Origin of the sequence: Acinetobacter sp. YH12249 (genome assembly GCF_013417475.1) — a bacterium.
GTDB lineage: Bacteria > Pseudomonadota > Gammaproteobacteria > Pseudomonadales > Moraxellaceae > Acinetobacter.
Genome location: NZ_VPDX01000029.1, coordinates 1 through 23,872, shown reverse-complemented (window position 1 = coordinate 23,872; position 23,872 = coordinate 1). Strand labels below are relative to the sequence as shown.

Annotated in this window: 21 protein-coding genes; 9 read left to right on the top strand and 12 right to left on the bottom strand. The window is 42.4% G+C overall.

Going from position 1 to position 23,872, the window contains the following annotated elements:
* Window position 1: 1 nt before the first annotated feature.
* The 3 genes from rbtA to cxpE form a co-directional block, all read right to left on the bottom strand.
* Window positions 2-1,801 carry a rhombotarget A gene (gene rbtA / locus FTV25_RS13395; RefSeq protein ID WP_180004094.1) on the bottom strand — a complete coding sequence of 600 codons (1,800 nt, stop codon included), beginning with the start codon at window positions 1,799-1,801 and terminating at the stop codon, window positions 2-4.
* Between the two features lie 121 nt (window positions 1,802-1,922).
* Entirely contained in the window at window positions 1,923-2,627 is a 705-nt protein-coding gene (hda, locus tag FTV25_RS13390) for a DnaA regulatory inactivator Hda (protein ID WP_159124042.1), read from the bottom strand.
* Window positions 2,628-2,642: 15 nt separating this feature from the next.
* On the bottom strand, window positions 2,643-3,863 hold the full coding sequence (gene cxpE, locus FTV25_RS13385; protein ID WP_180004096.1) for a chloramphenicol efflux transporter CxpE: 1,221 nt from the start codon (window positions 3,861-3,863) through the stop codon (window positions 2,643-2,645).
* A gap of 135 nt (window positions 3,864-3,998) precedes the next feature.
* Between cxpE and purM the strand changes: the two genes are divergently transcribed.
* Complete coding sequence (gene purM, locus FTV25_RS13380) at window positions 3,999-5,069, top strand: phosphoribosylformylglycinamidine cyclo-ligase (RefSeq protein ID WP_159124044.1); 1,071 nt, start codon at window positions 3,999-4,001, stop codon at window positions 5,067-5,069.
* A gap of 5 nt (window positions 5,070-5,074) precedes the next feature.
* Window positions 5,075-5,704, top strand: a complete 630-nt coding sequence (gene purN / locus FTV25_RS13375; protein ID WP_180004098.1) for a phosphoribosylglycinamide formyltransferase — start codon at window positions 5,075-5,077, stop codon at window positions 5,702-5,704.
* A gap of 64 nt (window positions 5,705-5,768) precedes the next feature.
* On the opposite strand, the gene FTV25_RS13370 is transcribed toward purN, so the two are convergent.
* Both FTV25_RS13370 and sppA read right to left on the bottom strand, forming a co-directional pair.
* Window positions 5,769-6,572, bottom strand: coding sequence for an alpha/beta fold hydrolase (locus FTV25_RS13370; RefSeq protein WP_180004100.1), 804 nt, complete (start codon window positions 6,570-6,572; stop codon window positions 5,769-5,771).
* Complete coding sequence (gene sppA, locus FTV25_RS13365) at window positions 6,569-7,591, bottom strand: signal peptide peptidase SppA (RefSeq protein WP_166137701.1); 1,023 nt, start codon at window positions 7,589-7,591, stop codon at window positions 6,569-6,571. The genes FTV25_RS13370 and sppA overlap by 4 nt, the downstream gene beginning before the upstream one ends.
* Before the next feature lie 127 nt (window positions 7,592-7,718).
* Here sppA and FTV25_RS13360 point away from each other — a divergent pair, with 127 nt between their 5' ends.
* The gene (locus FTV25_RS13360; RefSeq protein ID WP_004784636.1) at window positions 7,719-8,693 is read left to right on the top strand and encodes a lysophospholipid acyltransferase family protein; all 975 of its coding nucleotides are present in this window, start codon (window positions 7,719-7,721) and stop codon (window positions 8,691-8,693) included.
* Here FTV25_RS13360 and FTV25_RS13355 read toward each other — a convergent pair.
* The 3 genes from FTV25_RS13355 to FTV25_RS13345 form a co-directional block, all read right to left on the bottom strand.
* Window positions 8,682-11,144: a DNA internalization-related competence protein ComEC/Rec2 gene (locus tag FTV25_RS13355; protein WP_180004103.1), complete on the bottom strand. Its 2,463-nt coding sequence runs from the start codon at window positions 11,142-11,144 to the stop codon at window positions 8,682-8,684. The genes FTV25_RS13360 and FTV25_RS13355 overlap by 12 nt on opposite strands.
* Window positions 11,145-11,228: 84 nt before the next feature.
* Window positions 11,229-11,912, bottom strand: coding sequence for a lipoprotein-releasing ABC transporter ATP-binding protein LolD (gene lolD, locus FTV25_RS13350; RefSeq protein ID WP_159124049.1), 684 nt, complete (start codon window positions 11,910-11,912; stop codon window positions 11,229-11,231).
* On the bottom strand, window positions 11,905-13,140 hold the full coding sequence (locus tag FTV25_RS13345; RefSeq protein ID WP_034170943.1) for a lipoprotein-releasing ABC transporter permease subunit: 1,236 nt from the start codon (window positions 13,138-13,140) through the stop codon (window positions 11,905-11,907). The genes lolD and FTV25_RS13345 overlap by 8 nt, the downstream gene beginning before the upstream one ends.
* Before the next feature lie 26 nt (window positions 13,141-13,166).
* On the opposite strand from FTV25_RS13345, the gene FTV25_RS13340 reads away from it, so the two are divergent.
* On the top strand, window positions 13,167-13,730 hold the full coding sequence (locus tag FTV25_RS13340; protein ID WP_180004111.1) for a PilZ domain-containing protein: 564 nt from the start codon (window positions 13,167-13,169) through the stop codon (window positions 13,728-13,730).
* A 20-nt stretch (window positions 13,731-13,750) separates the two neighbouring features.
* Here the strand turns inward: FTV25_RS13340 and FTV25_RS13335 are convergent, their stop codons facing one another.
* A complete protein-coding gene (locus FTV25_RS13335) occupies window positions 13,751-14,644 on the bottom strand; it encodes a DMT family transporter (protein ID WP_004784646.1) in 894 nt (297 codons plus the stop codon).
* Window positions 14,645-14,659: 15 nt separating this feature from the next.
* On the bottom strand, window positions 14,660-15,145 hold the full coding sequence (locus FTV25_RS13330) for a YaiI/YqxD family protein (protein WP_159124052.1): 486 nt from the start codon (window positions 15,143-15,145) through the stop codon (window positions 14,660-14,662).
* A 249-nt stretch (window positions 15,146-15,394) separates the two neighbouring features.
* Between FTV25_RS13330 and FTV25_RS13325 the strand changes: the two genes are divergently transcribed.
* Window positions 15,395-16,327, top strand: coding sequence for a hypothetical protein (locus FTV25_RS13325; RefSeq protein WP_159124053.1), 933 nt, complete (start codon window positions 15,395-15,397; stop codon window positions 16,325-16,327).
* A gap of 599 nt (window positions 16,328-16,926) precedes the next feature.
* On the opposite strand, the gene serC is transcribed toward FTV25_RS13325, so the two are convergent.
* Window positions 16,927-18,009: a 3-phosphoserine/phosphohydroxythreonine transaminase gene (gene serC, locus FTV25_RS13320; protein ID WP_166137710.1), complete on the bottom strand. Its 1,083-nt coding sequence runs from the start codon at window positions 18,007-18,009 to the stop codon at window positions 16,927-16,929.
* A gap of 436 nt (window positions 18,010-18,445) precedes the next feature.
* On the opposite strand from serC, the gene FTV25_RS13315 reads away from it, so the two are divergent.
* Genes FTV25_RS13315 through FTV25_RS13300 form a run of 4 tightly spaced genes read left to right on the top strand, consistent with a single transcriptional unit; the run spans window position 18,446 to window position 23,249 of the window.
* Window positions 18,446-19,927: a TolC family protein gene (locus FTV25_RS13315; RefSeq protein WP_180004113.1), complete on the top strand. Its 1,482-nt coding sequence runs from the start codon at window positions 18,446-18,448 to the stop codon at window positions 19,925-19,927.
* 11 nt (window positions 19,928-19,938) lie between these two features.
* Window positions 19,939-21,018 carry an HlyD family secretion protein gene (locus FTV25_RS13310; protein WP_179992663.1) on the top strand — a complete coding sequence of 360 codons (1,080 nt, stop codon included), beginning with the start codon at window positions 19,939-19,941 and terminating at the stop codon, window positions 21,016-21,018.
* Window positions 21,019-22,161 carry an ABC transporter permease gene (locus tag FTV25_RS13305; protein ID WP_180004115.1) on the top strand — a complete coding sequence of 381 codons (1,143 nt, stop codon included), beginning with the start codon at window positions 21,019-21,021 and terminating at the stop codon, window positions 22,159-22,161.
* Entirely contained in the window at window positions 22,158-23,249 is a 1,092-nt protein-coding gene (locus tag FTV25_RS13300; protein WP_180004117.1) for an ABC transporter permease, read from the top strand. Before FTV25_RS13305 ends, FTV25_RS13300 begins: the two co-directional genes overlap by 4 nt.
* Window positions 23,250-23,282: 33 nt before the next feature.
* On the opposite strand, the gene FTV25_RS13295 is transcribed toward FTV25_RS13300, so the two are convergent.
* Window positions 23,283-23,702: a DUF3887 domain-containing protein gene (locus tag FTV25_RS13295; RefSeq protein ID WP_125278447.1), complete on the bottom strand. Its 420-nt coding sequence runs from the start codon at window positions 23,700-23,702 to the stop codon at window positions 23,283-23,285.
* Between the last annotated feature and the right edge of the window lie 170 nt (window positions 23,703-23,872).

The following is a 23,872-nucleotide window of genomic DNA, read 5'->3' as shown; positions in this document are numbered from 1 at the left end:
CTTAATCTTTTAATCTGCGACGTAGGCCGATCAACCCTATCAAGCCCATTAAGCCAGCGATTCCCCATGCCCCACCAGAGGTTTTCACAGACTTGTCTTTCATTTCATTTTTAGGTTCCTGTACAATCTGGGTACTTAAAACCAGATAAGGTTTGGACTTATTAAATCGTGTAGATGAAGTAACTACCTGAATTTCAAAAATGTCAGCACCATGCCATTGTGAATCTGGGGTATAAACAACATTCCCATCAATATCAATGACTGTTTTGCCCTTGGAAACAGTTTTGGTTTGGATAACCTGTAAGCAGCCATCTTGCCAAGGCTCACCCTTTGGATTCTCTCCAATAATGTTATTGCATTGCTCTTTAGGAATTAAATCACTATCTCCTAAAGCAGATTCAATTGAAAACTTTGCAGTCTCTCCTTTTAGAAGATCCTGTCCAACCAGACTGGTAGATGTTGGAACTGTAATTTCAATCGCACCACGGTCACAAAATAAGTTATCTAGTAAACGGTCTACACCGCGTTGGTCTGACGCCTCACAGCTGACTGAAGGATTGCTGCTATTGTAGCTAGTCCCTCTATTTACAATCGGTGAATCACTAACCTGATTATAATTCAACAGGATACGAGGACGTAGATAGCCCAAGAACTGATCTTTAGGAACGCTATAAGGACATAGAATAGCATCGCTATTTTGTTTTAAATTTAGACAAACACCTTCACTTTGATCTGAAGCCTCTGCAAACAAGCGAGTACCTGTCCAGATCTGGTTTGGATACGCAGCATCACCTGTACCACAAGATGCTGTTAGCAGGTTATTGTGAATCGTACTTTTATCCGTAGTTTCAATCTGACAATCCTGCGTACCATTTCTTAAAATAATACTGTTCGCCACATAGGCTTTACCATTCGGGGCACTAATACGTAGTGCTGTACCTGTATTGTCCACTATTGTCAGGTTATTGATTCCCACTCCATCAATCACATTGATCAGTGCTCCCTTATTTTTTAACAGGGTACTGCTTAGGACTTCAGCATTAATGGATTGAATATCGGCAGGATTATCGACTTGGCCCGCTGTATAAATATTGGTAGCATTATTATTCAGCGTCTGGTTATTCTTTAAAACGCTTTGATAAACCAGAAAGTATGGAAGCTGGCTATAGAGTATGCCACCCTGTTGCGCCTGATTATTTTCAATCAGGCTGGTTTTTATTTCGGCAAAAGCAATCAGATTCTGGCCAAATTTCCCCACATTATAAATGGCACCACCTTGACTCGCAGCTCCCTTGTATAAGCGGCTGTAATCAATCACCAATTTACCTTTATTATGAATTAGGCCACCTTGTTCGGCACAGCTGCTTTTACCGCAACCTTCAAGGTCGAGTTCTTTTAAATTGACTTGAATCAGCTCTTCATCATTGCTAATACGGAAGAGATTATCTGTCCCTTTCATTTGAATATGAGCGTTATATAACCCCATTACCTTATCGGTACTACTAAATTCACCATCTACTTCTGCGATAGATTTAATCGTTACTGATTTCTTGATCGGGATATGCTTATTCAGTACATAGGTCGTTTTTTCTTTTAAGATAATGGTGCCAATAGCATTTTCGCCACCACAGCCCATATAACCTTCTTTAGCCAGGCCACGATTCACATATTCAACAGCTTCTCGAAGTGAACATTCCTTGTCATCTTTTTCAATATCTTCTGTGGTAGTTACAATAATTTCTGCACTATATGCCTGCCCCGCCATACATAGCAAAGCCATGCCTATGCTCTTCTTGAGCATACCCTTCTCCTTAATTTTTTATTTCTTTCTTTTTCTTCTAAAGTTGCATCTTCCTTGCAACAGCGAATTATTTTGCCTTACTTTCGCATAGACTGAGTAATTACTCAAGATGTTTTATAATTTAACGATATTCATCAATTAATGCATAAATCTGCCGCAGGTTAGCATTGCTGACCTTCAGCTTTTCGCCTTTAAGTAATTGAATAATCTGTTCTAATGTTTGTAGAAGCACGGAAGTTTGATGTGGTCCGTGATTTAGCAAATAATCAAAAATCTGTGGATCAAGATGAATACCGCGTCGGTCCAATACCGAGGATACCAAGGCAAATCGGTCCGCATAAAGACTGCCATTTGGGACACGGACACTGACTGCCTGCGTGAGTCGGGACTGCAAATCGGGCAATTCAAGCTTTAACTCAATGGGTGCAAAACGGGAAGAAAATACCAGCTGACCACCGCCTTCATCATTATAATTAATCAAGTGAAAAACGGCGCGTTGCCAGTGTGGAACCCCACTAATGGCTTCAATATCATCCAGTGCGATCAGGTCAAACCGGTCCAGCGAAGTAATGGCTTCAGTAGGCGCATCCAGAAGCTCCAGCAAAGACACCTGTATAGCAGTCTTACCGATTTCCAGATAAGAATCACAAATGGCAGAGAGTAAGTGACTTTTCCCTGTTCCAGCTCCGCCATACACATAAAAGCGGCTGATTAGGCCTGCATGCAGCTGTCGGACTGCGTCAATTACATGACCCCATCCCGGGCCCGAAAAATCACTAATTCGAGCATCGAGTTGAGGTTCTATATCTAGCTGCAATTGACGCATATGATTCTGATGGCCTTATGAGTCTTTATGAAGAGGTACATCCATCTTACTTGATTTCTTTCCCTCTTGCAGTGGTTTTGCTTCTGACTTTTTCATTTCAATATCAACATCTAAGTCTGAAGTTTCTACGCTTATGGAACCTGTAGCCGGATCATTCATGACGACTGCCTGATTTCCATAAAATGATGTGCATTCATAATATTCACGTGCATGTCTGAGCAGAACCACAATTACCGCTGCAACTGGGAGAGCAATCAGCATTCCTAGGAAGCCAGCCAGTTGTGCGCCCGCCAATACCGCAAAAACCACAGCAACTGGAGATAAACCTATTTTATCGCCGAGCAGGAATGGCTGTAATACATAGCCTTCTACCGCCTGACCGACCATAAACACAACACCCACCAGAACCAGTTGCCACCAGTCAATTCCGAATTGCAGGAAGGTCGCAATGACAGCTGCAATGATCCCGACCGCAAATCCCAGATAAGGAATAATACTGGCCAGACCTGCCACCATGCCAATAATCAGACCAACTTCAAGACCAATCAATTGCAAACCAATCGCATAAACGATTCCCAGCAGAATCATCACCAGAAATTGTCCTTTCACAAAGGCCCCAAGTACACTGTGACATTCACCGACGATTCTTAATGTACTTTGTTCATAAGGACGTGGAATCAGGCGACGTAAGCTTTCCAGCATACGATCCCAATCCAGCAGGAAATAGAATGCAATAATTGGAATCAGGACAATCGTACCGCCAATCTGCAAGAAGTTAATTCCAGATTGTGCAAGGCGTAGCAGGAAGGCCTGAATACTGTCAGCACTATAATTGGTTTGCACATAGTCCATGACCACATCAGAAATCTGTGTGGTATCAATTTCCATTTCAACGACATTGAAGGTATTCGACAACCATGGCAAAAAGGTTGAATTAATCCAGCCAATGACCGCAGGTATATTGTCACGCGCATAAATCAGCTGCTGCCAGATCAGCGGCACCAGATACCAGATCGCCAGGATCATAACAATCCCGATTCCAGTAAAAACGATACTAATAGAGAGCCAACGTGGCAGACCGATATCGTGCAGTTTATCTACCAGCGGACTAAACAGATAAGCCATCAAAAACGCTGCAACAAATGGAATTACAACGGGTTTTAGTAAATATAGAATCCACAACAACAAAGCTATCCCAGCTAGGATAAACACGCGACGCAATGTGCGATCTACCATAAAGTTTCGCCTTCTCTCTATTAATCGTTATAAAAAGTAAAATATTTTAATAAAGATAGCATTTTAGGGCATAAATACCATAAGAGTTTTGCATATTCAGGTTATAATCCCCCGCGCGAATGCGGAGACTTCATTATGAGCAACTCAACTTCTACCCCAAACACTGGTTTAAGCTACAAAGATGCAGGTGTCGATATTGAAGCGGGAGACGCGTTAGTCGACCGAATCAAGTCCGTCGCTAAGCGTACTAAACGTCCTGAAGTAATGGGCGGATTAGGCGGTTTCGGCGCCCTTTGTAAAATCCCTAAAGGTTATGAAGAACCTGTTCTCGTATCAGGCACAGATGGTGTTGGTACAAAATTACGTCTGGCACTGAATTTGAACCGTCATGACACCATTGGTCAAGATCTGGTTGCAATGTGTGTGAACGACCTTCTCGTTTGTGGTGCTGAACCACTGTTCTTCTTGGACTATTATGCGACTGGTCACCTAAATGTGGACGTGGCTGCAAATGTCGTAACAGGAATCGGTGCTGGCTGTGAACTTGCAGGCTGTGCACTGGTTGGTGGTGAAACTGCTGAAATGCCAGGCATGTATGAAGGTGAAGATTACGATCTTGCAGGCTTCTGTGTCGGTGTAGTTGAGCAAAGCAAAATTATTGATGGCTCTAAAGTAAAAGCGGGTGATGTACTCATTGGTGTTGCATCTTCTGGTGCACATTCAAACGGTTATTCGTTGCTTCGTAAAATTCTTGAAGTTAAAAATGTTGACCTGAATCAAATCGTTGATGGTCGTCCACTTGCAGATGTTGCAATGGAACCAACACGCATTTATGTGAAATCTATTCTTGAACTGCTAAAACAGGTTGATGTACATGCGATGGCACACATCACGGGTGGCGGTTTACCAGGCAACCTGCCTCGCGTATTACCAAACGGTGCTCAAGCAGTCGTAAATGAATCTTCTTGGGAATGGCCTGAGCTGTTCAAACTCCTTCAACGCGAAGGCGGTGTAGAACAGTTTGAAATGTATCGTACCTTTAACTGTGGCGTAGGTATGGTTCTTGTTGTTGATGCAGCCGAAGCAGACAAAACTGTAGAGTTACTCAACGGTTTGGGTGAGAAAGCATGGACCATGGGTCACATTGCAGATAATGCTGAATCTGTTGAAGGTGCAGACGAAAAAATTCGTGTGATCTTCGCGTAATTCGCATGATTAAAATTGCTGTACTTGTTTCAGGCAGTGGATCGAACCTGCAAGCCCTGATAGATGCCCATCTGTCAGGAGAAATTGTCGGGGTGCTTTCTAACAAGCCTGAAGCATTTGCTTTAGAGCGCGCTCATAAAGCAGGAATTCCGACTGCAGTCATTGAACATAAGCAGTATCCAAGCCGGGAAGCTTTTGATGATGTCATGCATCAGCAGCTTCTGGACTGGGAGGTTGATCTGGTCGTACTTGCGGGTTTTATGCGAATTTTAAGTGAAAAATTTGTGAAAGCTTGGGAAGGGAAAATGCTGAATATTCACCCTTCTCTTTTGCCACATTACAAAGGCATGCATACCCATCAGCGTGTCCTGAATACTGGTGATGTTCTGCATGGTTGTACAGTGCATTATGTCACTCCTGAACTGGATGCCGGCCAAGCCTTAGCACAGGGTGTGTTAAAAGTATCGCATCAAGATACGGCTCACACTTTAGCGCAGCGGGTACATGTACTGGAACATCTGATTTACCCACAAGTGGTAGAATGGATTTGTAATGGGACAATTCAGCATACTGAACAAGGTGTGTTGTACCGTAATGCAAAAATGCAAGAACCTGTTCAATTCTGCAAATTCTAAAAGTCCAAATATAAAAAAACGCATCCTCGGACGCGTTTTTTTATTTCTTTAGATGAGATGAGCTTTAAGCAGACTGTTGCTGAATCAGTTGTTTGACCAGACTCGCTACTTGCTCAGGCTGCTCCAATGGGAACATATGCCCACCATCTACCACTGTAAATGGAATGCCAAATTTCTTTTGCACTCGCTGCGGAAATTTGCGCGCCAAAAATGGACCTTTCTTGGCAACCACCAGATGCACTGGTACTTTTGGTTTAGCCTGAGGTAACCACCATAGCGATGGATTGGTTCTAAAGATATTCACTTCATCCATTTTAGGAATGGTGAGTTCAACTCCACCTCGAACCGGATCATCCTTTAAGGCATAGTCAATGTAAGCCTGGAAGCAATCTGCATCAAAATCCTGATAAAAGCCTTTCGGTCGTAGCAGTTCAGCTGCCTGTTCCCGAGACTCCCAATGATCACGACGGCGTTTCGACAAACCTGCAGGTGACATCTGGTCCAGTGCTTTTAAGCGAAAAGTTTTTGCAATATGCAACGCAAAGGCTTCTTTGCCCATGATCATCGGCGGATCAAGCATAATCATTTGCGAAAAAAGTTCCGGACGCTGTAAGGAGGCCTGAAAACTCAGGACTGAACCTAATGAATGCCCCAAACCAATTACCGGACGTCCATGAGATTGGCGCACAATACTGTCAATCACCTGCTGAGTCAGACTTTTCCAGTGATTATCAATCGGATAACGCTTATCAGGCCCTAATAACGGCACATAGATAATATCGTAATCATCTTGTAGTCCTTCAAACAGCTTTTGATAGACTTTAGATGGCACGCCATTGGCGTGCACAAAATGAATCAATGGTTTCATTGTAAGGTCGTTTTATTTTCTGACTGAAGTTTCTGTGCCACTGAAGTTGCAATTCCTTCACCAATCGATGAACCCATACGACCCAGTACTGACTCAAATGGACTATATTCAATAGTGTAGTTCAGTGCTTTTTCAGTTTTTAGTTCACGCTTCAAAGTATTTAAACTGCCAATACGGTCTGCAATACCCAATTTCACCGCCTGTTCACCGGTCCAGAACAGACCTGAGAAAATAGCAGGATCAGTCGATTTTAATTTAGCTCCACGTCCCTGCTTTACAGCATTAATAAAGTGACCATGCACATTATCCAGCACACCTTGTACATGCGCTTTTTGCGCAGGATCAACCGGCTGTGTCATGGACAGCAAAGCTTTATTTTCACCTGAAGTCATGGTGCGGTCTTCAACTCCAAGTTTTTGCAGCAGGTTATTCACACCATAGTTCGGCATGATCACACCAATTGAACCGACCAGACTCGATGGATTGACAATGATTTCATCTGCAGCGGATGCAATATAGTAAGCACCAGAAGCCCCAGTATCACCAATCACGGCATAGAGTTTTTTCTCAGGATGCTGTTTTTTCAGATACTGGATTTCCTGCCAGATTTCATCTGACTGGACTGGTGAACCACCTGGTGAATTAATATTTAAAACAACAGCCTTACTTTGCTTGTTTTCAAAGGCTTTTTTGAGTGATTTGATGGTATTGCTACTGTTTACGCTTTGCTTGTCTGCGGCAATCGTACCAATAATATCAACCACAGCAATGTGTGCACCTGCGCCTGCACTTGGATCAGAAGCACTCATGCTACAGCCTTTACCCAGCGCAAGAATGACAACCAGCAGATAAGCGAAGGTCAGAAATTTAAAGAAGATCCCCCAGCGACGTGCCCGTCGTTGCTCTTCTACTGAAGCTAAAACCGCTTTTTCCAGCAGTTTCCATTCTGGGCCAGTCGGTTGAACTGGTTGTTGCGTATTTTGTATTTGATTTTCAGGTTTTGGTGGCCAATCGGACATAAATAATCCAATAAATTAATTTATATTGAACCCATTATATACACCGAAAAGGGTAATTCTGTCTAAAGAAACCGTTTTCGCCTATAATAAGTGCTATTCTTTTTTATTTTATCAATATTACAACTCAATGACTGAACGCAGCTCAAAGAATTCAGCTTACGGTTTACTCAAATATATTAGCCGCCAACCGCTTTCAGTTTCCCGATGGATTGCGCGGATTCTTGCCTTAATCGTTAATATTTTTAAAGTTTCTAAAACTTCTGATGTAATTCGCCTGAACCTTGAGATCAGTTTGTCTGAACTGTCGACACAGGAAAGAGAACGGATTACCCGTGCCGCGATTCGCAATGAACTGATGTCTTATTTTGAATTTTTTAGTATTTGGGGTTCGAGTAATCAGAAAAATATTGAGAGAGTGCATAAAGTTATAGGCGAAGATTTACTGCATGATGCCTTGGCACAAAATAAAGGTCTGGTACTGATTGTGCCGCACTTTGGCACTTGGGAAATCATGAATGCCTATGTTGCGCAATTCACTTCAATGACCATCATGTATAAGCCTGTAAAAAATCAGGCAGCGGATCAATTTGTTCGTGCAGCACGCAGCCGCGAACAGGCCAATCTGGTGCCGACAGATGAGTCTGGTGTACGACAGATTTTCAAAGCCTTGAAGCAAGGTGGCACCACTGTCATTCTGCCGGATCATACACCCAACGTTGGCGGTGAATATATTCCTTACTTTGGTGTTCCTCTAGCTACCAGCAATCTGAGTGCCAAGCTGATCCAGAAAACCAAAGCCCGTGCGCTGTTCCTTTATGCCCTGCGTAATGAGAATGCTGGCTTTGATATTCATATCGAGGCCATAGATGAAAAAATTTATCAGGGAGATGCTAATCAAGGTACAGGCATCATCATCAACACGATTGAAAACCTGATTCAGCGTCATCCTGAACATTATCACTGGAGCTATAAACGCTTTAGAGCTCACGAAGATCTGGGAAATATTTATAAGCTTGATCATAACCAAGCTTTGTCCAAAGTGAACCAGTTAAGAACTTCTAATCTGGCTGCTGTTGAACCATCTCTAGAATCAGTCAGTTAGATTTTGTTTTTGTAACCATTTCCAGCGACTTCTTTCAGTTTCTAGAATGATTTGAGTTCCTTGCTGATGAAAATGCAGGCTGCCATGCTCTGCTGTAGTCAATAGAGGAATATCCAATTCTTTGAGACGCTGTTGAGTCAACTGACTTGGATGCCCGTAACGATTAAATTTTCCAGCAGACGCAATCGCCAGTTTAGGACGATAGTGCTGCAAGAATTGATAAGCTGAACTGTGCTGACTGCCATGATGGCCTAAGACCAAGACATCCACTTTTAAATCGGGGTAGTCTTTGAGTAACTGATATTCAGTCTGCCAACCTGCATCTCCCATCAGCAGAAAATTCTGATAAGGCCAGACATCTTTGAGCTGCAAATACACTACACAAGACAGGTCATTTTTATTGAAATTAGCAGTATTTAATTGTTCTAGTTTTGGTGCAATGACCTTAATCTGCACATCATCCTGCCATTGCCACTGCTGTCCCTGATAACATAATTGAAAGTTTGAAGAGGCTGCAGTTTCGGTCACTTCATTGGTATAGATATTCTTAATCTTGAGCTGGTCTTTAATGCTGTGATAAGCACCACTATGGTCCTGATCCAGATGCGTTAAAATCACCTGCTCCAGTTGAGAAACACCTTGTACCGACAGAAATGGCATGATTACCTGCTTCCCAATACTAAATTTTTCCTCATCATAATAACCGCCCATATCGATCATCATGTTATGAGTTCCATAACGAAAGAATATCGCCTGCCCTTGCCCGACGTCCAGCACCGAAAGCTGAAATGGCGGATGATTAAATTGAGGAACACAAACTGGTACTACCGCCACAGCTATCCAGGATTTTGGTAATACGCCTCGTGGTAAGAATAAAATCAGCAAAGACAGGATAGATAGTCCAATCATCCAGAGATTCATTGCAACTGGAATTAACTGCGGTTTAAACCAGTGATCCAGCAGATTTAAGAAGCCCAACAGGATATTCAGCAACAGATCATTCAGCTGAAATAGCATGCTTGAGACCGGTTCAGCGATAAAAAAAAGAATTGCTGCCAGAATATCGATCGGTACAATCAAAAGACCGATCCAGGGAATTGCGACCAGATTGCTGAATGGCGTGATCCAGGCAATTTGCTTAAAAAACAGCATCATTAAGGGAAATAAAGCGAGAAAGATTTTCCACTGTGATTCCACTAGCACTTTAGCTGCAAAATACAGTTTTTGTATTGCTGTCTGATTTTGCTCGGATGGTTGCTGTTGAATGGTCTGATAAATTCTGAGCAATACAAAACAGGCCCCATAGGACAGCCAGAAAGCCGCGGACAAGATACTAAAGGGATCAATGAATAACAGTAAGGCGGCACTCAGAATCAGAAGTTTTAAAGCCTGCAGATTTTGTCGAAGCAGCATGAGGAAGACACCAATCATACAGATCAGCAGAGTGCGGATTGCCGGGATTTCAAAACCCACAAAGGCACAGTACAGCACCACACAAAACAGAAAAGGCAAAGCTAAAAAATACTGGCGTGGCCATCTTAGATAAAGCTGAGGCATACTTCGAGCAATGAATAATCGAAGTACGGTGCAGACCATCAGGGCAAAGATCAGCACATGTGGTCCGGAAATCGCCAGTAAGTGACTCATACCCATACGTCGAAATTGCTGCTCAGTTGCGGGATTTAAAAGGCTTTCATCTCCAGTGAGCAAAGCCAGAAGTAAACCTTTATTTTGTACAGGTTGCTTTGCTATGAACTCTCTTAATTGCAACCGCTTCTTCTCTATCCAAAGTAAAAATTGCTGAGTTAAAGACCGCTGCTTTCGAACATACTTACTATGCCCTAGTATAGAAACAGTAGCTGAATCAAGTTGCTCTATCTGTTTGATCCGGAAACCTGCCATCACATTCTGTTGCAGTGCCCATTTTTCCGCATCAAAAGCACCGGGCGTTGCATAACTGTGATTAGGACGTACCTGCCCTTGCAGCCGGTAATAATGCCCCAGTTCAAGCGTATTTAAATTTTCATGATTCGCTGATAGTTGTGAAGTATTCGATGAGGTTTTAGGTAGAAAACCCATCCAGGTTACGGTGCGTCCATCGAGGTTTAATACTTCCAAAGGCTGCGGGATGGATTGTTCACCGAGTTTATTCAAGCGTTTGACATAAACGATAATGTCTTTCTGCAGTACTTCATGCTCGACATTCAATAGCCGTTGGCTGAGCTGTTGATTGGCATAACCATATCCCAAAAATGTCCCGAGTAGAATACAGGTACTTACCAGCAATCCTTTATGTAAGGGCTTTTTCAGAACAGTATTGAGCTTGGAACTACAGAAATAAAAGAGCACAGCAAGAAATATCACTGAGATTGAATTCAACTCAATATTCAGAAAAGATTTTCCCATACTGGCAAGGCCTAAAATCCAGCCCAGACACAGCCATTGCAACATGAAGATTTTCTTTTTTATTATTATTTTCAGGCAATAATAAAGCCCACCGAAGTGAGCTTCAATTAAAGAAGATTATTTCTGTAATTAGTCATTCATCCATAGACCATCACGCATATGTAGAATCCGGTCTGCCGAATGTGCCAATTGTTCATCATGGGTCACAATTAACATGGCCATATTGAATTCACTACGTAATTCAGTCAGCAACTCAAAGATTTTATCGGCTGTTTTACGGTCCAAGTTACCTGTTGGCTCATCTGCCATCATTAACTTCGGCTTGGTCACCACGGCACGAGCCAGTGCTACACGCTGACGCTCGCCCCCTGAAAGTTCGCCCGGTTGATGGGTTAAACGATGGGTTAATCCAACACGCTCCAGTAAGTATTCTGCCTGCTGTTTAGCCTCTTTAAACTTGACGTTTTTACGAAGCATTAAAGGCATCGCGACATTTTCTAGTGCAGTAAACTCTGGCAATAAATGGTGGAATTGATATACAAAGCCCAAATTTTCATTACGGACATAGCCGCGTTCTGCTTCAGATAAATTGTCAAAACGGCGGCCATTGACCATCACTTGTCCGGCAGAAGGACGATCCAATCCTCCCAGAATATGCAACAAGGTACTTTTACCGGAACCACTTGAACCGACAATAGAAACAAATTCCCCGGCCTTTACCTGCAATGAAATCCCTTTGATCACATCAACCGTAGATTTTCCATCTGTAAAAGATTTCTCGATATTTTGGGCATCCAGAACCAGATTACTCATAACGCAATGCCTCCGCCGGTTGAATTTTAGCAGCACGGAATGCTGGATAAATAGTGGCCAGGAAACTTAAAGCAAGTGACAGACCTACAATCACGACCACATCCTGCCAGCGCAGATAAGAAGGTAAATAGTTGATGAAGTAAGCATCAAACATATTCAGGCCAAGTGAATTGTTTAACCAGCCAATAAAACTACTAATACTGGTGGCGGCAATAATCCCGAGAATGGCACCCGCACAAGTTCCGATTACGCCGATCACAGTACCTTGAACCATAAAGATTCGGGTAATCGTGGCAGGTGAAGCACCCAAAGTACGTAAAATTGCGATGTCGGATTTTTTATCTGTGACCACCATTACCAGTGAAGACACGATATTAAATGCTGCGACCAGGACAATCAGGAATAATAATAAGCTGACCATTGCTTTTTCCATCTGAATTGCGCTGAACAGATTACCGTGGGTATAAGTCCAGTCAGAGGCATAGAAGTTACCCGGTAAATCACGCACAATTTCCTGAGAAACCTGAGGCGCTGCGAAAATGTCATCCAGCTTCATACGTACGCCTTGTGCACCATCTGGCAGACGTAACAAGGTTGAAGCATCGTTCAAGGCAATATAACCCATCATCGAATCAACTTCTGCACCAATGCTGAAGATCCCAACCACTTTAAAGCGTTTAAAACGTGGCACAACACCCGCTGGTGAAGGCGTCGCTTCAGGTAGAACCAAGGTAATGTTATCGTTCAAGCCTACGCCCATGGCATCTGCCATCTGTTTGCCTAAAACAATCCCAAATTCACCTTTTTTCAGGTTATCAATACTACCCTCGACCATATGATTCTGGATGATCGAAACTTTCTTCTCATACTTTGGTTCAATTCCGCTGACCATAATTCCGGCAACTTGCCCTTGAGCCGTGAGCATCCCCTGTAACTGGGTAAACGGAGCCACACCTTGAACGTGTTCATGCCGCTCAATCTGCTTTGCAAGTTCAGGCCAATTTGTTAGAATTTGCGTCGAAGAAACAGTGGCTTGAGGAACCATACCCAAGACGCGATTTTTCAACTCTCGGTCAAAACCATTCATGACAGACAAAACTGTAATGAGGACTGCTACACCGAGCGTGAGACCGATCATTGAGACCAATGCGATAAAAGAAATGAAGTGGTTACTACGCCGTGCGCGAGTATATTTCAACCCTATATACAGCGAGATTGGTTTGAACATAACCATCTAGTCCGAGGTAATAAATTATGGAAAATGTACAGCATCCAAACGGATTCACTGAAAGACGAGTCATGTCTCGAATCGATGCTGCTTTACGAATCAATTATCAGATTATTTCCGATGATGTTGCCTTGAATGATCCTTACGATGCTAATTTCGTATTGCCCCGCTATTTTCTACTACTTGCAGAGCTAGATCAATTTGATCATGCTGTTAACTACGAATTAGAACAATTATCTGAAAAAGATCAACAAATTGCTCGAATCTTATCCTTATTCAACCAAAAATTAAACCTTATTACCGGTTCTTTGTATGACGCAATTGTACAAAGCATGTTACCTGTACCGGAACATGTGAACTTTTCAGAGACCGGTTTTAGCTTCTTTAGTGATCAGCCGATTAGCGAAGGCACCTATCTACATGTGACTTTAAGTCACCCGGAAAACTTCTTCCACATCGCGGCAACCGCTCAGGTGGCCTACAGTCGTGCAGAAGAAAACGGGAAATATCGTACGGGTGCTTATTTCATTACCCTGCATCCTCAGGATCGCGTCAAACTGGGCGAATGTGTGAAAGCCAGCTTTGCTTAAGACTGGCATTTATCTTTTTATTAAAGGCGGGCTTTATAGCTCGCCTTAATTTCTTTAGCGAAATAAACCACTAAGCCGAACAATAAAATTACTACACCAACCAAAGCAATGAGCGGCAATTTTTCATTATTCAATAATACGCCTACCAGCAAGGCCAGCATCGGTGTCAGGACTGTAGTTAAAGATAAGGTGGTTGGCTTAATTTTCTGTACCAGTTTGAAATAACAGAACATCGCAATCAGCGAAGCCATAATTACCGCATACACCAGACCAAATAAGGACTTGGCATGTGGCATAGCAGTGGGTGCGTATTGCCAGATAAATGGCAACATACCGATAGAGAAAACGACTGACAAACCAATCGAACCGGCCGCCTGTGCCATAGGATCAATTGGCGCATTGATTTTCTTCACCCAGAACATGGATACACAATAAACTAATACCCCAACCAAAGCGATCACGATTCCAATTGGCTGTATATGCTGATCTGCATCGCCTAGACAGATCACCGAAAGTCCGGTTAAAGCAATTCCCATTCCTAGCCATTGATTTAGCGAAAGTTGCATCTGAAAGACAAAACGCCCAATCAGACCTGAAATGAGGGGTGCCAAGCCGAACATTAAGGCAATAATGCCAGAACTTAAATAATCCGTAGACCAGTAAGTAAAAATTTGCGAGCCGATAAAACTGCATGCACCCGCCAAGTAACTATGTAGGGAAACACGATCAAGCGGTAATCTGGTTTTAAATAACCACAGTAATACTAAGGCTAAAGGAAGTGCTAGAAAAAACCGGATCGCCAATGCCCACATCGGATGCAAATCTTCCACACTCCAGACAATCGCCAGTGGTGTGGTGGACCAGATGAAAACCAGCAAGGCATAGGTCAACATCAGGTTACTTTTTGGGGGCATACTTGATCTCGTTTTTTATTTAATCGCAGTTTTACGTTTCTGTTTTTGAATGGTTTGATCTAGAGAGCTGGAAAACTCACGCTTATCACGTTCAGAAATCGGCGGTGGGCCACCGGTTTGTACACCAGCACCACGCAAGGTATCCATAAAATCACGTAAATGCAGACGTGCTTTGACGTTAGCTACTGTATAGATTTCACCACGCGGGTGAATCGCGATACCACCCTTCTCGATGACTTGAGCAGCCAAAGGAATATCCTGCGTCACTACAATGTCATGCTCTTTCATACGATCGACAATTTCCTGATCTGCCGCATCTGCCCCGCTCATCACCTGAATAGAATTGATACGAATCGACGGTGTAATCCCTACCGGCTGATTAGCCACAAAAGTGACTTCAAGCTGATAACGATCGGAGGCACGGATAATCACATCTTTCAGAATACGAGGTAATGCATCTGCATCGACCCAAAGTTTGAATGGCAACACACAGCTTTCCATAAGGGAGAAATTTGGACTAGTGTAGCAAATCAGAGGATGCAGGTTGATGCCTAAAACTGCTCTTTCTCTGAATATCCTGGTATTTAAATACTCAACTCAACCGTATTAAATGAGTCAGCCACTCACAACTAGAAAAATATTTGACTTCACATGATTTGCATTTTAATTTTTAAATTCATTCGAGTGACTTGAAAAATCGTAATGACCCTCGATTAACTATAAATAAGTCATCCAAGATCAATTGTGCATATGAAAAAACAGAATAGCCCAGAGATCATCACTATTGATGATCAAAATTTCGGTAGTCATGTCGAACATTGGACCTTGCTTACTGAAAACCCAGGCACAGATGTTCCCCAGTGGTTAGGCAAAGCCCTTGACGCACCTGTAATGCCGATGGGCTTGTGTACACAAGAATGCGATATGGATGAAACCACCTGGCTGATTCAGGGACCGAGCAAAGCTGCGGTACAATTAAGCCAAGTGATTGCCGTAGAAAATAACAAGCCACAGGCTGTGAAAACCGCATTTCCGGGTTTTGACAGTCCCTACCAGGTGAAAGCCACGATTGACCGGATTATTTCTTGTAAATCCGACACCCAAGCTGTGTTGCGTCTCAATCTGGGTGCCAACAATATCATCTATGCCTTTGATACGCTGTACAGCGTCAACCGGTCGCATTATGAAAAAGACCAGTCTTATATCGTCAACTTAAATGCCTGGGCTTATGAACTGGAAGTGGTGACTGACCATGAACATTTAGTCGTGGATGATCCTGCCTCTATCAAACATCACCGTGCCCTGAATGCAATTCTTGCGGAAAATAATGGTGTTGCACCGGATAATTTACAGGAACAGATCGATGCTTGGGAGCCGAAATCTGAAGAAGACAAAGAACCGGTAACGGTTGATTTCTCCAAAATGGTCGCTTATCTCTATGGTGAGACCATGGGTCAGGAAGATGAAGCCTGGTTCCAGGGCAATATTGTCGGTAAAACTTCAATGCAATTTATGGATCAGGACTACATGCTCTATGATGTTACCCTGATTCATGATGAAGGCCAGCCGGCTACCTTGATCCGTGTAGCCACCCGCAATGACAAGCATAAAGATTTCCAGATTGGTCAATATATTCGGGGCAATCTGTGGATTCAGGCCAATATCTATCGAAAAGCAGCTTAAGCTGAATATCCAGATCGGAGGCTCATATTTTTATATGAGTCTCCTGTTTTTTATTTATTTTAGTGCGATATTCTCTCAATTCTGATTATTTTTTATCCACAATTGAAATCAGAATTAATGGATTTTGAATTTATTAAAAATAGATTTATCCACAGATTTAAATTCAAATAAATTCATTTTCAATGTTATCTTAAACTGAATAATCATATTAAAAACATTATAAAAATAATGACTTAATATAATAGTTCTATTTTTATGAATATATTGAGGCCAGTTATTTAAATAAAATTAATACTTTATGAAGTTTAGTTAAGAATGTACTTTATTTAATCAATTTTTTATGGTAAAAATACGATCAACAAATAATCATTTACGATAAATAGATCGGATAATAAATATCTATGAAAATCGTTCAAGAAGAAAATTTACAGCAGGTTGAGCATCATCTTGGCTCGCGTTATCAGCTTGATATGATGTCATGCCTATTTTTCGTATTGGGTATGCTCATTTGCGGCTATATCTTACATAACTTTGTTTTTTAACCCGAATTAAATGATAAAAAAACCCGGCCAATTGCCGGGTTTTTTAATTCTCAGGAATTAAGCATTGCGTTTAGCAAAGTCATCCATGAAGTTTACCAATGCCTGTACACCTTCTAACGGTACGGCATTGTAAATGCTGGCACGCATACCGCCTACTGAACGGTGGCCGGCAAGGTTAAGCAAATGGTTTTCTTTTGCTTCTTGCAGGAACTGTTTTTCAAGTTCAGGATTTGCCAAGGTAAATGGAACGTTCATGATTGAACGGTTTTCTTTGGCAATCGGATTTGCATAGAAGTCGCTAGAATCGATATAGCCATAAAGCAATTCAGCTTTTTGCAGGTTCACTTTATGAATCGCGTCTACACCGCCCTGTTCCAGTAACCATTCAAATACCAGACCAGATAGATACCATGCATAAGTTGATGGTGTGTTGACCATCGAACCATTTTTCGCTTGATCTGCATATTTCAGGATGCTTGGAATTTCAGGTTTAGCCTGATCAAGCAGATCTTCACGGATAATAACCAGTGTTAAACCTGCAGGGCCAATATTCTTTTGCGCACCGGCATAGATCAGACCGAATTTAGAAACATCAATCGGTGCAGACAGAATGCTTGAAGAGAAATCACATACGAGTGGCTTATCAGTTTCTGGCACATGGGCAAATTGCAGACCGCCAATAGTTTCGTTATCTGCATAATGCACATAAGCGGCATCATCAGAAAGATTCCATGTGCTTTGATCAGCAATCGCTAATTTACCATCTTCAGTTTTAATGCCTGCTTCAACCACATTGATATCGCCATAGCGTTTAGCTTCTTTCAATGCTTTTTCAGACCAGATACCGGTACGGATATAGTCAGCTTTGTTGTTTTTACCCAGCAAGTTCAATGGAATTGCCGAGAATTGCAAAGATGCACCACCCTGCAAGAACAGTACTTTATAGTTCTCAGGAATATTCATGAGTTTGCGAAGGTCTGCTTCTGCCTTTTCCGCAACTGCAACATAGTCTGCGCTACGGTGGCTCATTTCCATGATCGAAAGACCTTTGCCCTGCCAGTCAAGCATTTCAGCTTGAGCCTTTTCAAGTACGGCAGTAGGTAATGCAGCAGGACCAGCACAGAAGTTGTACGCGCGCATGATTTTTCCTTTCAGAGTGAAACACAATAAAATGATGGCATTTAACCATATCTGGACGTCGCTTGCACAAAATTATTTCTATCCAAGAATGAAGATAGAGTCAAAAAACCAATCTAGATTCGGGGGATAATTTGAATATCTTTGATTTTTTTGTTCTAACTCGGTGATTTCATTTATGAGAAATTGTACAGCTAAAAATATTCAATCTCATCCAATGCTTAGAAGATGTTGAATCGGCCGCTAATATAAAATAATTGAAAAATGAATTTAAACTCGGCTCAAGTTTTAGAGTGACATAGAACTATCAGCTTGAAACTTGAGAAGTGAATTGTTTCAAATTACAACAATACTACAACTTAACCCATTCCTGCACTGCAAGCACTTGATTTATAATGCAGCTTAGACTGAATTAATGTGACTTTTACATTACCACTTTATGAATATGAAGAAAAATAAACAATGTGTCTGCTGGGGTCTGACTGTGCTTGCATCTATGATGTATGGCAGTTTTGCTTATGCACAAAGCATCAGCTTTAAGGATGCAGAACAACAATTGTTGCAACGTTCCTATAGTAGCCAGGCTTTTCAAAGTCTGGAGCAAGCGTCAAAACTTGAAGCAGAAGCTGTCAAAGGTATTGGCCTACCTCGTGTTGACCTGAATGTTCGTGCCTATGCCTTTCATAGTGAAGTCGATATTCCATTAAAGCAGTTTAAAAATAATCTGGAAAATTCACTCTCTCAAGGCGTGAATGGCCGGCTTAATGAGTGGGAAGCCAGTAATGGTGTGGATCTACCTGCAGGTATTACTGATCCACTGCGTGAAGGACTTAACAATACTATTCATAGCGGAGTTGGTCTGATTCCGGATACGTCTAATGTCGTCCTTGAAGATCAGGTGATTCGTCCCACTGTTTCCGTGATGATGCCACTATATACCGGAGGCCTCACCCGTAGCGCCAAAGAAATTGCCAATATTCAGTCAGGACGTAGCGAACTTAGCAATCAGCAGCAACAGGACACGCAGCGTTTTGAACTGATTCAGTCTTACTTTAATGTTCAACTACAAAAACAGTTACTGGATGCAGCACTCTTTAATTCAAATGCCATGCAACAACATTATCGTAATGCTCTGAAGCTGGAACAGCAGGGTTTTATCAGTAAAGGTCAACGCATGCAGTTCGAAGTGGCACGCAATAATGCTGAACGCGCACAACAAAATGCCCAAGCCAATCTGAATGCTGCCCTATTTCAGCTAAATAATCTGTTGCTGGATAGCAATATCACCGAGCTAAGCACACCTTTGTTTGTGAATCGTGCTGAACCACAAAATGTGAATATTCTGCTCAGCAGTTTTAGCCAGAACTCTCCTCTGATCAAAAAAATGCAGATGGATACCGAACTGGCCAAAGCCAATGTCAAAGCCCAGCAGGCCGCTAAAAAGCCAAATGTTTTTGCGTTTGGTGAATATAGCTTGGATCAACATCAAAACTGGATTGTGGGGGTTGCAGCACGTTATAACCTGTTCTCAGGCATTGATAAAAATAAAAATATTCAGGCTGCAGAGCTGAAACGCTATGCCGCTGAACTCATGACGGCGCGTACCCAGCAGGAGATTGAAAACCTGATTTATAAATCATTTAGTGAAGCAGTCAGCGCCCAGCAAAGTGATGCTCTACTTCAGCAGAACCTGAAAGCAGCTCAGGAAAATCTGCGTATTCAGGAATTATCCTTTAAGGAAGATGTCGGGACAGCCACTCAGGTCATCGATGCCCAAAACATGCTCAGCAGTTTAAAAGCAGAAATGGCATTAAATGCTTATAAATATGTGATGTCTCTTGCGACCTTATTACAGAGCCATGGCTCAATTGTTGAATTTCCAAATTACATGCAACATGCCAATACCCACTATATTCGTTAATGGAGCCAGACATGACAGATGAGCAAAAGCCAGAACATCCTGTTGATGAAACAGCTTCAGAAATCAATTACAGTGAATCAGAGCCAGATAATCCTGAAAGCACAGAAAAAAAATCGCGCAAAAAATATCTGCTTTTAGCTTTAATTCCAGTGATTCTTGCTTTGATTGGGTTTGGCCTATGGAAAACCTATCAACCCAAAGAAATCGAGCTACAAGGCCGGGTTGAGGCAGAAACCGTTCAAGTGGCCACCAAAGTTCCAAGCCGGATTGAAAAGATTTATGTACAGGAAGGCGATAACGTCAAGAAAGGCCAGGCGCTGGTAAAATTACATAGTCCTGAAATTGAGGCGAAAAAGCAGCAGGCTTTAGCTACTTTACAGTCTGCATTAGCACTTCAGTCCACCGCAGAACGTGGTTCTCAGGAAGAAAATATCGCTTCTCTGTATGCCAACTGGCAGTCACTAAAAGCACAGGAGCAACTCGCTAAAACTTCCTATCAACGTGGAGCTAACCTGTTTAAGGAGGGTGTCATTTCCCGCCAGCGCCGAGATGAACTGTTTGCAGCTTCACAATCTGCATCCCAAATGACAGAAGCCGCTTATCAGCAATATGCCCGGGCTAAACGCGGCAGTACACCAGAACAGAAAAGTTCTGCAGATGCTCAGGTCGATATAGCCCGTGCAGCAGTCGCCGAAGCCAATGCACTAGAAGCAGAAACTGAATTATTGGCACCGATTGATGGTACCGTCTCCAAAACCTATGGCAATGCCACTGAGCTGGTGGCAACCGCAGTGCCAGTGGTCAGCCTGATCTCGGCAGAACGCTGGATTAGCCTGAATATTCGTGAAGACCAATATGCCGCTTTAGGTAAACAGCAACAGCTTGAAGGGTTTATTCCGGCACTGAATCAATCAGCTACTTTTAAAGTAAAAAATATTAGTGCTGAAGGTGAATTTGCCACCATTAAAACCACGCGCCAAACCGGTGGTTATGATGTCCGCAGTTTTAAAGTTCATCTTGTGCCAGTCACTGAAATGCCTGAGTTAAAAGTCGGCATGAGCGTGCTGTTTAAATTGAAAGAGCCAAAATAAATGGCTTCTGGATTCTGGGCGGGTATTCAGCGTGAAATACGCTATTTATGCAGAGAGAAATGTGATCTGACTCTGGTTCTGCTCGCCCCAGCCTGTATTCTGATTTTACTTGGCAGCATGTTTGCCAAAGGCAAACCGGATCATCTACCAGTCGCCATTATTGATCAGGATCAAAGTAGCCTGAGCAGCAAGATTTATGATCATTTATCTTTGAATCATACCCTACAAGTGCATACCATTTCTGATCAAACGGTCGAAATCGAAAAGCTATTAAACGAAAATAAAATCTGGGGCTATATTCATATTCCTGCCGGAGCCGAGCAACGACTGGTCAAAGCTCAGGATGCTGAAATTAGTATTGCTTTTAATCAGAGTTATTTTAGTATCGGGAATACCATTTCTTCGGCTATGCTACTTAGCACCTTGCAGGCTCTGGCTGAATTTACCGGCAAGCAGTATCTGGGCAACACGCTCCCCTATCTGGAAGCACCTACACCGAATATTAAAATTTCCCCACTGTATAATCCGCAGCTGAATTATGAATTTTATCTGGAACCTTACATGGTGCCGGCAATTTTGCACTTGCTGTTATGTTGCTGTGTGGCTTTTGCTGTGGGTCAGGAAATTAAACGACATACTGTTAGTCATTGGATTGCCCAACAAAACTTGTGGTCGGCACTGCTGTCTAAAAATCTGGTTTATGTAGCAATCTTTTGTTTCTGGACTTGGGCTTGGATGTTTTGGCTGGTCGAAATTCGCGGCTGGTTTATTGCCGGGTCATTATGGCCAATTCTTCTGGCGCAAATACTGTTCTATAGTGCCTATGCCTTTATCAGTAGTGCGGTGGTTCTGGCCACTCAAGACCTGACCAAATCTTTTGGTCTACTAGCAGTTTATGGTGGTTCATCGCTCAGTTTTGCTGGGGTGACTTTGCCCCTTAATAATGCCCCACTATTCACCCAGTTCTGGGCCAATATTATTCCCTATACACCCTATGCCAAATTACAGACGGAGCAATGGGTGATTGGCAGTCCGCTCTCTCTTTCACTGCAACCGATGTTCGTGCTCGTCATTTATGTCGTGCTTTATGCTGTGCTGGCCTATGTCTTTCTCAAAAAAACAGCCAAAGGAGTGTCACCATGAAATCACTCTGGAAAGCTTATTGCCAAACTTTTAAAGACATTATTAGCAATACCAGTATTTTTACCACCCTAATTTTATCGGTTCTGTTTTACAGCTTTTTTTATCCAACGGCGTATAAAGCTGAACAGGCAGAAGCCTTGCCGATTATTATTGTCGACGAAGAGCAAAGTGCTTTAACCAATACCATTATCAGTCATGTCAGCCAAAGCCCCAATGTACAAATCAAGGCGGTGACTGGAAATTTTGCTGAAGCCAAATACTGGGTGGAAACTCAAAAAGCTGACGGGATTTTATTATTACCAGATAATCTTTCTCAATCTATCCGGCATGGTGAAAATGGCGGGATTGGGCTGTACTTAAGTGCTGCTAACTTTTTAATTACCAAACAGATTGGTTTGGGCTTGGTCTCTTCAGTAGAAAATACCTTAAGTGAATATGCTGAACGCTTTAGCGAGATTTCACACTTCTCTCCTGCCCTATCCATTCACCAGATTCCATTATTTAATACGCTTTCTGGCTATGGCAGCTATGTGTTTCCGGCTGTTGCGCCATTGATTATTCATCAGACTATTTTTCTAGGCCTGAGTATGTTAATTGCGTTGTATCGAGAAAGTAGACAGGTGATTAATCTGACCACCTTAAGTGGCCTCAGCTTGGCAATTCTGACCATTGGATGTTTAGGTTGTTATTACCTGTTTGGATTTACCTTCTGGTATTTTGATTATCCCCGTGGCGGAAATTTCTGGGGGATGCTGCTCGCTGTACCCATCTTTGTATTCTGCATGATTGGTATCACAGTACTGTTTGCCAGCTTTCTGGACATGCCAGAACGCGCCGGTCATATCATTGTTTTTACTTCGATTCCGCTCTTTATGCTTTCAGGAGTCGCCTGGCCGCATGCTGCCATGCCAGTCTGGGTCCAACTTATTGGGCAAGCCTTACCTTCGACCCAAATCGTGCAGATGTTTATTCAACTCAATCAGATGGGTGTGCCCACTTATATGATTCTAGGAAAGCTTGCTTATCTATTGGTGATCGGCATCATCTGTATGGTCTTAGGCTATTATCGGCTACGCCCACGTTCTTAAATCTGGATTTACTCAGGCTATTCGCATTGAAAATTATTCACCAAATACCTGAATATTAAAGTTGCGGATTTTAGTACTGCCATTCGGCTGGTCAAAACTCACATCATACTGAACCAGATTTTTTGGATAGACAATTTCATAGCTGACCTTGTATTCACTCGGTTTACCGTTATTTTCCTCGAAGTTCTTTCTCATGATAGTCTTGGACTTATATTCACCTTGCGGAATTGAACGTGAAAAACGCTTCATGATTTTTTCATTGTTTTGAAACTCTGCCTGCAACTTCGGCTCAAGCTGAGCTAAAAACTCGTCATATTTTCCATCACGCAGGTCTTCATAAGCTACTTGCGCTGCCTTTTCCTGCTCAGGGCTTGGATCGGGCATACTGTCCATTGCATTATTACAGCCGCTGAGTGCAATAGCTGCGGTCAAAAGCATCAATCTGGTTTTCATTATTTATCTCTCATTTAGCTGATGTGTAAAAAAGGACGCCGAAGCCACTGCTGTCCCATAGTTTGCTTTAAATAAAAAAACCTGAGTCCTAACAGTTAAAATATGAGTGCAAACAAACACTTTAACGACCAGGATTCAGGTTTTGTCACATCAGAATACCGTATTTCATG